Annotated in this window: 5 protein-coding genes and 1 pseudogene; 2 read left to right on the top strand and 4 right to left on the bottom strand. The window is 44.4% G+C overall.

Going from position 1 to position 8,478, the window contains the following annotated elements:
• Window positions 1-99: 99 nt before the first annotated feature.
• The 4 genes from JGK07_RS20940 to JGK07_RS20955 form a co-directional block, all read right to left on the bottom strand.
• On the bottom strand, window positions 100-882 hold the full coding sequence (locus tag JGK07_RS20940; RefSeq protein ID WP_293174188.1) for a DsbA family protein: 783 nt from the start codon (window positions 880-882) through the stop codon (window positions 100-102).
• A 456-nt stretch (window positions 883-1,338) separates the two neighbouring features.
• On the bottom strand, window positions 1,339-1,851 hold the full coding sequence (locus tag JGK07_RS20945; protein WP_293174185.1) for a hypothetical protein: 513 nt from the start codon (window positions 1,849-1,851) through the stop codon (window positions 1,339-1,341).
• 587 nt (window positions 1,852-2,438) lie between these two features.
• A complete protein-coding gene (locus JGK07_RS20950; protein ID WP_293174182.1) occupies window positions 2,439-2,645 on the bottom strand; it encodes a hypothetical protein in 207 nt (68 codons plus the stop codon).
• A gap of 81 nt (window positions 2,646-2,726) precedes the next feature.
• Window positions 2,727-4,187, bottom strand: coding sequence for a hypothetical protein (locus tag JGK07_RS20955; protein WP_293174179.1), 1,461 nt, complete (start codon window positions 4,185-4,187; stop codon window positions 2,727-2,729).
• 721 nt (window positions 4,188-4,908) lie between these two features.
• Between JGK07_RS20955 and urtA the strand changes: the two genes are divergently transcribed.
• Both urtA and JGK07_RS20965 read left to right on the top strand, forming a co-directional pair.
• On the top strand, window positions 4,909-7,782 hold the full coding sequence (gene urtA, locus JGK07_RS20960; protein WP_293189359.1) for an urea ABC transporter substrate-binding protein: 2,874 nt from the start codon (window positions 4,909-4,911) through the stop codon (window positions 7,780-7,782).
• A 150-nt stretch (window positions 7,783-7,932) separates the two neighbouring features.
• Window positions 7,933-8,466, top strand: a pseudogene (locus JGK07_RS20965) (IS4 family transposase); the annotation flags it as partial.
• Between the last annotated feature and the right edge of the window lie 12 nt (window positions 8,467-8,478).

Here is an 8,478-nt window from a genome sequence, read left to right on the forward strand (position 1 = left end):
ACTTTAGTCTGGGAATGCATCTTTAACGACTCCAAATTGAAATTGCAACGAAAAAGTGAAAAAGACAGAAAAACTAAGTTTATCGTATCTTTTACCTTGTTATTTGGAGACACTGGCGAGAATCTTTTCCATCTCAGAAAGCTCCAGCGCACCGGAGAATGTTTTGCCGTTCAGAATAAAGAATGGAGTGCCTTCGATTCCCAGTTTTTGAGCCAGTTGCACGTCTTTCTGAATCGCGGCTTCGGCGGCGGGGCTGTTGCGATCGCTGTTGAATTTATCTAACTTGAGATTGAGCTTTTGGGCGATCGATCCGTAAAATTCCTCGCCTAACTGTTTTTGCCCTTCAAACAAAGCGCTGTAATATTCCCAGAATTTTCCCTGCTGTTGTGCAGCCCAAGCTGCTTTAGCTGCTGGTAGCGCTTGAGGGTGAATTGAACTCAAGGGAAAATGCTTGTAAGCTAAAGTAACTTTGTCCTGGTGTTTTGCCATAAACTGCTTAACGGTATCGTGAGCGCGCGCGCAAAACGGACATTGAAAGTCAGAGAATTCTAAAAGTACAATCTGCTGCGAAGCCGAACCCGTGCTAGGAGAATCCCCGATCGCCGATTTGGGATTTGTTTTCATCTCCTGGAAAAATGACTCCTGCGCTGCTTTGAGAGACTGCTGCTGCTGTTGCTGATACGCTTGTACCGAATCTAAAATTGCTTGGGGGTTTTCGCGGATCACCTGCAAGACTTGCTCTTTAAACTTGGGATCGACTGAATTGCCAGCCGCTGACTGGGCGGGGGAACAACCGATAAATACAAGGCAACCCGCAAGCAGTGCAGCCAAGCAGAAGGCTTGCTGGCTGCGGAATTTTCGCCAAATAGTGGATATGTTCATCTTTTTTCCTGGTTTACGGCAAGACTTAATCCTACATTTAATTTTGCGGAGTGTCAGGTGTACCGCAGTTTAGTGCTGTGCAGCTATTTTTATATCTAAGCAATAATTAGCAATTGGCGATCGCAAATTCGGAGTGGGCAATTGGCAGTGGGTTTTACTAACCGGGAGCATCTCAGTTTTGCATTTATAGTGCTGTCCCCGCTCGCGTGTTTATACAAACACGCGAGCGGGGACAGCACTACAATAAAAAACGCTTCTTGCAAAAATGAGATGCTCGCTACTCACCCTAACAGCAACCAGCGGCATAATTAAGATTTAAACTCTCGAAATTTAGTATGATATTCGAGCGAATAGTTTGTAGTGAGGACTTCAGTCCTCATCAAATGAGAGAGGACTGAAGTCCTCGCTACAAACAATCTCTAAAGGTTTGTAGTGAGGACTTCAGTCCTTCCTCAATCATTTCCGGCTGTTGAGCCATTTAGCAGCAACTATCCCCAAAATACCCGCAACCACTGGATTTCCCAAAAACTTCATCAAACTAGGCTGTTCTGCCAGCACTTCTCGGAAAATATCCGGGTGATTGTGATAGGTGAACGAGGCAAGCTTGGTAACATCATCAGCAGTCATGCGACTCGCGTGGTGGGTAGAAAGTCCTAATTGCTTTTCCAACTGGCGATCGTTCAATCCTCTCTTGTCCAACTGCTTGAAGAACTCCCGAGCCACGTCGTCCAGTTCGTTCGGCTTGATTTGGGCGATCGCCTTTTGCAATTCCGGTTCCAACTGTGCCGGCGGAAGAGACTCGTGATTAAAAGAACGCCCGAATAATTGTTTGCGCTGATCCGGGGAAGTTCTCTGAGCAAAATCGTCAAAATTTTCGTACTCTTCACCAGTTGTCTCAGGCATCATTTCGCGATCGCCCTGAGCCAAATCGCTCATGATTTGTCGCTTGTAATTATCGCTGCTACTCATGGTAATTATTTTCCCAACTACACAACAGTTCCGTCTCAAATTGAGATTCCTTCGACTTCAAACAACTGCGGAATATTAAAGCGTCGCGCTGCTATAAATTCCGCTTTTTAACCAAGTCAAGACTTGTATTCAATCTGATTTGATTGCTGGTCGTACTTGGCAGTCAAAATCAGTTTTTTGTCACAAGCATAAACCAAAACACTTAAATCCTGATTTGGGAAATTAACGTTCGCGAGCGGGGACGCTCGCGCTAAGGAATGAGAATTAAATAACTTACAATTTTTATTGTTCTTGTGGGATGGGCGGGAGAGCCCATTCTTTCTGGACGGGCGGGACGCCCATCCCACAAACTTGTGTAAGTTATTAACTTTTCGTTCCTAATGACAACTCACAAACGTTCGCGAGCGAGGACGCTCGCGCTAATGACAAATAACAAATAACAAATAACAAATAACAACTAACAACTAACAACTAACAACTAACAACTAACAAATAACAACTAACAACTAACAACTAACAACTGACTTCAAAAAAAGAGTGTGGGCAAGACTTCATCTTACCCACACCCTAAAAAAACGTTATTAGTTTTAATCTACCTTGTGATGACATTCTTTATCTATTTTGTGCTGAAGTTCTTCTTTCAACTGTTCCACAGCGCGCATAGTTTGAGCTTTTTCTTGTTTCTGCTGGCCGAGGGCTTTTTCTGTTTCCTCGCCCAGCAATTTTTCCCTTGATTTTGGTAATGTAACTTCGCTGCCACTTACAGTGTGGATCTGGTTTTCTTCAATATTCATTAGTTTTCACCGCTTTTAAAAATCTAGGTAAACCTAGCAAGACTCAGCGGTTTAAGGTTCTTAAGCATTCTTTCCTATCGCTTACGCTTCCTCAATGTCAAGGTTGCCCAGGAAATCCCAGTTAGAGTTAGAATAGTAACTATGTCTATTAGTTATTATTCCAGATTGCTTGATTTTTTTATTCAGTTGATTCCACAGGCTCCAAACGTGCTTTGTTGAGTTCACCTCAACAAAGGCGGTTAAGGAGCCTGGTATTTTTTCCGACAATCTCATTCCCCTACGGCCGATAACTAACGCCGCTGCTTCATCACTAGCCAAACCATACATCCTCAGATATTTGACTAAACCAATAATACTAGAATAAGCAGGATTGACCGTTAAAAGCTCAATACCTCTGTTAGAAAGAATTGAGTTTAACAACTTAAACAACTCAGAATAAGCCCAACCTGATAGCATCCGAGCATATTTCTTGCCACGTTCTCTAAGTTGCTCTTTCTTGCTGGTAAAGTCTAATTCCTCGCAGACTATTGGACATTGAAACTTGATAGCTAATGCCGATAATTCTCGGCAAGCTTTAACAATTTGAGCTTGCTGTTGACCCTTGCGTAAACCAGTTTGTAGTCGAATTTTACCCTGTGCTTTCAAGTTACCTTCGGTATCAATATACGCCCAACCAATCGAGCCGGGATTCATGTCGATACCAATACAACCATAATCTACAGAACGCGATACCTGCTCAACATTGGAGGGCGTGAAACTAACAGCAACACACCATTTACCAGATTTATAATAGAAGTGCCAAGTTTTAGCGCCCGTAGCTGGTAATCGGTTAATATTGCGAGGGAAATCGCCAATATACGAATCTACATTTTTACCAAACTTAGATTCTAAACAAGCTGGCACTCTAACTATTAAATTATCCCCATCCCACTGACACACTTGATTACCATAAGATTCATCTTTGGAACCCACGATAAAGGCTTGATTCTTGGGGACACGAACCCGCACAGGGATTGATTTTAGGACGGCTAATATTTGCCGATACCTGGTCAGCTTACGTTTTTTATTGTGTATCTGAAAGCGTAGGTTTTGCCAGTTAGTTTGTCTATACTTTAGGTCACTAGATAACGGAAATGCACAACCGCTTTTACTATTTTGCCAGTTCTTTTTAGCGTAAAACTTCCGAGCTAATTTGAGTTTTCTCTCAGCTTTTGTTAGCCAAGCTTCACAAGATTTAGCTTGATTTTCTAAGGTTTTTATGTGTGAAATCCGGCACTCCTTGGCGCTATCAACAGCACCCTTAGCCGATGAGATTACACCATTGGCATGACGTTTGCTAATACCGTAAGTTTTTTGTAGGTGCGTGTTCCAGTATGACTTGTTAAATCCTTCTCCTAACATCATAAAGTTGACAGTTTCACATACTGCTTTGTGAAATATTGGTGTGTAAGCGCTCAAAAACATTTCTAGCTGAGTTTTACCGATCGCGTTCAACTCATCTATCGGTGTAGAAAGTGCTTTGCAGTAAGTGATGCTGGTCATTGAGTTCGATAGTTGTCGGGTTCGCCTGACTTGATTTTTATATATTAACATCTATCTTAAATCTACTGACCACCCTTGAATTAACTTTTATTTCTAGGTAAATCTAGGTATTTTGGCAACTGCTGACAACCCTAATTTATGCCAAAAATATTTTCAACAAGGCTAATTCAAAGTTGACCTTACCTCGATCCTAAGGTAAAGCACGGAGAGTTCCCTCTGCCTGAAGGGTGATAGGGGCTGGGGAAGAGTGGGTGAGTTTTGAGGTTTGAGTATTATACTAAGAGCAATCTACCGAGAGTTACATCTCCCGGAAGCAAGATATGGGAATGGGAATAGTGTCTGAGTAGGTGCTATTAGTTGGTGACTCGCACGCAGCTAGGCGGTGAATGAGTTGGGGAGAGGAGATGGATGAGAGCGTGGGAGAGTGTAAAAGGCAAGAGGGAGATAATTTTTCTGCTGCATTGCACAAGTGGGTTCTACCGTTTGTTTGATGAGGCTGCTTAGACCTCCGTCACAGATTGAGAGAAAAATCGGTGACAGGTTAGTGCAGAATTAAGTCAATGCAGGAAGGTTTGACCGTTAAAATCAACAAGATGCAGCAATTGTCAAGTTGTGTGGCGATCGGGTGAAATAATCTGCTAAACCAGAGTTAGCCTCCGGACTAACTTCCCGCAGGATTGAACTAAAATTTCTGTTATTAGTAAAAAGTATCTAAAACCCTATGGGAGCAAGCAGCAGTAACCCCCTCGAAGCAGCCGGCCAAACTTGTGAGCCGATCAAAATAGGCGTGTTGCATTCGCTGACGGGAACTATGTCCATCAGCGAAATTTCTGTAAAAGATGCGACGCTGTTGGCTGTTGAGGAAATTAATGCGGCGGGAGGGGTACTCGGACGCCCCTTGGAAGCGGTGATAGCAGATGGAGCCAGCGATTTGCAGACTTTTGCTCAAAAAGCTAAGCAATTGCTCCAAGAATCGCAGGTGGCGGTGGTATTTGGTTGTTGGACTTCGGCCAGTCGCAAGGCGGTACTGCCGGCTTTAGAGCACGGCAATGGGTTGCTGTTTTATCCGGTACAGTATGAAGGGCTAGAACAGTGTCCGAATATTTTCTACACTGGTGCGGCCCCGAACCAACAGATTGTACCTGGGGTGAATTACTTGCTGGCTCAGGGGAAGCGGAAAATTTTCCTGTTGGGTTCTGATTATATTTTTCCCCGGACGGCAAATTTGATTGTGAAAGCTCAACTGGCTGCACTCGGAGGAGAGTTGGCGGGGGAAGTGTATCTGCCACTGGGTTCGAGGGAGGTGGACGAGGCGATCGCACATATTTTAGCAGTGAAACCGGATGCGATTCTCAACAGTCTTAACGGCGACAGCAATGTGGCTTTTTTCCTTCGTCTGCGGGAAGCTGGTTTGAAACCGGAGGATTTGCCGGTGATGTCGGTTAGCGTGGCAGAAGAGGAAATACGGGCGATAGGGCCGTCCAATATTGCCGGACATTGGGTGGTTTGGAACTATTTTCAAACTGTTGATACAGCGGAAAATCAGAAATTTGTTAAGGATTATAAAGCGAGATACGGGGAAAATCGTGTCACGGATGACCCAATCGAAGCGGCTTATTTGGGGGTTTATCTGTGGAAGAAAGCAGTAGAAAAAGCTGGTTCGATAGATGTAATTAAAGTCAGGGCGGCTGCTAAAAATATTGAGTTTGCAGCGCCTTCTGGCATGGTAAAAATAGATGCCAAAACTCAGCATACCTGGAAAACAGTGCGGATTGGTCAGGTGCGATCGGACGGTCAAATTGAGGAGATTTGGAATTCCGGGGCACCTGTACAGCCGGATCCTTTTCTCAAAAGCTACCCTTGGGCGGCCGCACTAAGTCCGAAGCAGATTTCTGTGGGTACTAGGGCTTCTTTGCTCGGGCTGTTTGTGATCATGGTACTGATCGCTTGGATGGCGGTGGGAGTCGGGTGGATGGGTTCTTTGGAGATGAAGAACTCTTTGCTGGCGATGCAGGCAGCATCAGCTCCAGCGGGGGCTGCGGAGGCAACAATGGCGGTGCTGGCCGAGCAAACTATGGCTGTGGCGAGTCGCACTCAGAGTTGGCTGGTGGGGGCTTTGGTTTTGAGTTCGATCGCAGGTATAGTTGCTTGTGTGTCGGTGTCGGCGATTATTCGGAATTTGGGTTTGCTCCGGGAAACTGCCCAACTGATTGCGAGCGGTGATTTGACGGCTCGATCGCCTGTGGTGTCTAATGATGCGATCGGAGTTCTATCTTCTACTCTCAATACAATGGCTCAGCAAATTAGCAGTTTGCTCAAAGGTTTGGAGGTGCGGCAACGACAGCTAGAAGAGCGATCGGGTGAATTGGAAATTGCTAAGAACGCTGCGGAAGCTGCTAACCGCGCGAAAAGCACGTTTTTGGCAAATATGACTCACGAATTGCGGACGCCCTTAAATGCGATTATTGGCTACAGCGAGCTGCTGCAAGAAGAGGCTCTTGAACTCGGCGAAGAAGAGTTTGTGATGGATTTGGCAAGCATTAATATGGCAGGCAAGCAGTTGCTGAACATTATTAGTGACATCCTGGATATTTCTAAAATAGAAGCAGGAAAGATGACTCTTTTCCTGGAGACTTTTGATGTCTTGAATTTAGTCGATCAGGTTATGACTACTGTTCAACCGCTGGTGGGGAAAAATGGCAATACTTTGAGTGTCAATTGCGATCGCGATATTGGTACGATCTACGCTGATTCGGCGAAGCTGCGGCAAGCGCTGTTGAATTTGGCCAGCAATGCTGCTAAGTTTACCGATCGAGGCAAAATTACAATTAATGTTTGGAAGGAAGAATCGGAAGTTTTGCCGGTGGAGAATTCCGAGGATCTCTCGGATATTGCCTCTGAATTTCACAAATATTCGATCGTGTTTCAAGTCACCGATACGGGCATCGGCATGACTGACGATCAGATTTCGAGGCTGTTTGGAGCTTTTTCACAAGCGGACGATTCGACTACCCGCAGGTACGGTGGCACGGGTTTGGGGCTTACTATTAGCCGAAAGTTTTGCCAGATGATGGGCGGGGATATTACAGTTGAGAGCCAGTTTGATTGCGGTTCTACTTTTACGATTCGCTTGCCGATGGCGATTAAAATCGAGAAAGAAGCCGAGGGCGATCGAACACCGGAAGAAACGGCGCAGCAAGAAGTGCGATCGCAAGCGCTGGAACTTCCTGATGCTGCGACTGTGCTAGTAATTGACGACGATCCTGACTCGCGAGATTTGATCGCCCGCTGCTTGTCGAAACAAGGATTTCGGGTACTCTCGTCAGCTAGCGGTGAGGCAGGGCTTGAGTTAGCTAAGGAGTCGCTACCTGATGCGATTACTCTAGACGTGATGATGCCGAGTATGGACGGCTGGGCGGTTCTCTCGGCCTTGAAAGCCGATCCGGAGTTAGCTAATATTCCGGTGATTATGTTGACTTTTTTGGACGATCAAAATCATGGTTTAGAATTGGGAGCGGCGGAGTATTTGAGGAAGCCTTTGGATTACAAACGCTTTGCTGATTTATTGAGTAAATATCAGCGCCCGCAAAAGTAGTCTGTTGACGGTTGACGGTTGACGGTTGACGGTTGACCATTTGTGACAAGTTAAGAAAAAGTGCAAATTGTCAAGGGGGTAGACTTGCAAGAGGTAAAATAGGATGAAACCTTGACCGGGTAAGCAGTTGAGCCATAATTGAACCAGTTTATGAGTAGCAAAAAACGAATCAACCGAGATCGTGCAAAGAAAAAAAATCGTCCTCAAGTAGAAAACGAAGCGATCGCGAATCACCTGGAAGATTTATTAATTCCAGCAATGGCGGCCCAAAAAACTTTTTATCGCCAACTAAATTTAAGAGATAGAATTCTAACACTACCGTTAATGATGGCCTCTGTATTAAGTTTATTATGGCGAGACGTAGCAGGAGTAACAAAATTAACCAGATTATTAAAGAGAGAAGGCTTTTTATGATGTCAGCCACAAGAAATTAGCCAACAAGCATTATCACTCAGATTTTTAACTTTGAGAGCTATTTTGTTTGAAAAAGTATTTAAAGAATTAGTACCTCATTTTCGACAAAAATGGTTGATGAGAAAGTCGAGACCATTACCAGATAGCGTACAATTTGCCTTAAAAAACTTTGAAAATATCTGCATAGCAGACGGCTCAACATTAGAAGCATTATTTCGTAAACTAGAAAGTTTATCAGATGTTCCAATTGGTAAATTATCCGGAAAAATGTGAGTAATAATA

The sequence above is a fragment of the Microcoleus sp. PH2017_24_DOB_U_A genome, from assembly GCF_020738205.1.
GTDB lineage: Bacteria > Cyanobacteriota > Cyanobacteriia > Cyanobacteriales > Microcoleaceae > Microcoleus.